The organism is Rhizobacter sp. P2_H2 (assembly GCF_056403375.1).
In genome coordinates this window covers 1-1,640 of the sequence record NZ_JBFUFP010001157.1, presented here as the reverse complement: position 1 = coordinate 1,640, position 1,640 = coordinate 1, and the positions used below count along the sequence as shown (strand labels likewise).

Sequence of the window (1,640 nt, the reverse complement as noted above, 5' to 3'; positions counted from 1 at the left end):
CTGCTGGCGCGTGCGCATGTGGACGTTTTGTCCGTCGGGCGGCGTTCTCCCGCGGCTGCGGCCTGGGGGCACGCCTCGTAAAATCAGCGGTTCGCTGCCCATGTCCAACACCTTGACCACCCCTGCCGCCACGGACACCCGCGTCGCCCATCCGCCGCGCTGGCGGCAGTTCTACGCGCTGACCAAGCCGCGCGTGGTGCAGCTGATCGTGTTCTGCGCCGTCATCGGCATGCTGCTCGCGGTGCCGGGCCTGCCGGACTGGAAGCCTGCACTGGCAGGCACGGCAGGCATCTGGTTGGTGGCGGCCGCAGCGGCGGCGTTCAACTGCCTGGTCGAGCAGCACATCGACGCGAAGATGGCCCGCACCGCCTGGCGGCCGACCGCCAAGGGCGAGCTGACCAACACGCAGACGCTGCTGTTCTCGGGCGTGCTGTGCGCCATCGGCAGTGCCGTCCTGTACCTGTTCGTGAACCCGCTGACGATGTGGCTGACCTTCGCCACCTTCATCGGCTACGCGGTGATCTACACCGTGGTGCTGAAGCCGCTGACACCGCAGAACATCGTGATCGGCGGTGCGTCGGGCGCGATGCCGCCGGTGCTCGGCTGGGCGGCGATGCGCGGCGAGGTCGGCCCCGAGGCGCTGATGCTGTGCCTGATCATCTTCCTGTGGACGCCGCCGCATTTCTGGGCGCTGGCGCTGTACCGCGTCGAGGACTACCGCAAGGCCGGCCTGCCGATGCTGCCGGTCACGCACGGTAACGAGTTCACGCGGCTGCAGGTGCTGCTGTACACCTTCGTGCTGTTCGCCGCGACGCTGCTGCCGTTCGTGTTCGGCATGAGCGGCTGGCTCTACCTGGCCGCGGCCGTGGTGCTGGGTGCGATGTTCACCGGCTACGCATGGAAGCTGTGGCGCTCGTATTCCGATGCGCTTGCGCGCCGCACCTTCCTGTTCTCGATCTGGCACCTGTCGCTGCTGTTCGCAGCGCTGCTGGTGGACCACTACCTGAGCCCCCTGCTGTGACGATGCAACGCCGATTCCTTGCCACCGCGTTCCTGTTCGCTGGTGTCGGCCTGCTGGCCGGCTGCGACAAGCTGCCGCAGCTCGCGTCGTCGACGCAGGCCTTCAAGGCGGTCGACATCACCGGTGCCGACTACGGCAGCGGCCTGTCGCTGCCCGACCAGAACGGCAAGACGCGCACGCTGGCCGATTTCAAGGGCAAGCTGACGGTCGTGTTCTTCGGCTACACGCAGTGCCCCGACGTCTGCCCGACCACGATGGCCGAGCTCGCCCAGGTCAAGAAGGCGCTTGGTGCCGACGGCGACAAGGTGCAGGGCGTGTTCATCACGATCGACCCGGAGCGCGACACGCCGGAGATCCTGAAGGCGTACATGGGCAGCTTCGACCCGAGCTTCGTTGCGCTGCGCGGCACGCCCGAGCAGACCGCGGCGGTCGCGAAGTCGTTCAAGGTGTTCTACGCCAAGGTGCCCGGCAAGACCGAGGGCAGCTACACGATGGACCACACCGCCGGCTCGTACGTGTTCGACACGAGCGGCAAGCTGCGGTTGTTCACGCGCTACGGCAGCGGCAGCGAGGCGTTGAAGTCGGACCTGCAGGCCTTGCTGAAGAGCACCTGAAACGC

The 1,640-nt window shown here is 67.4% G+C and carries 2 protein-coding genes; both read left to right on the top strand.

Annotated elements, in window-relative coordinates; all coding sequences use genetic code 11:
- Positions 1 to 100 precede the first annotated feature (100 nt).
- Entirely contained in the window at positions 101 to 1,021 is a 921-nt protein-coding gene (cyoE, locus tag AC1D15_RS31090; RefSeq protein ID WP_477829070.1) for a heme o synthase, read from the top strand.
- A 2-nt stretch (positions 1,022 to 1,023) separates the two neighbouring features.
- Positions 1,024 to 1,635 carry an SCO family protein gene (locus tag AC1D15_RS31085; RefSeq protein WP_477829069.1) on the top strand — a complete coding sequence of 204 codons (612 nt, stop codon included), beginning with the start codon at positions 1,024 to 1,026 and terminating at the stop codon, positions 1,633 to 1,635.
- The last annotated feature ends 5 nt before the right edge of the window (positions 1,636 to 1,640 follow it).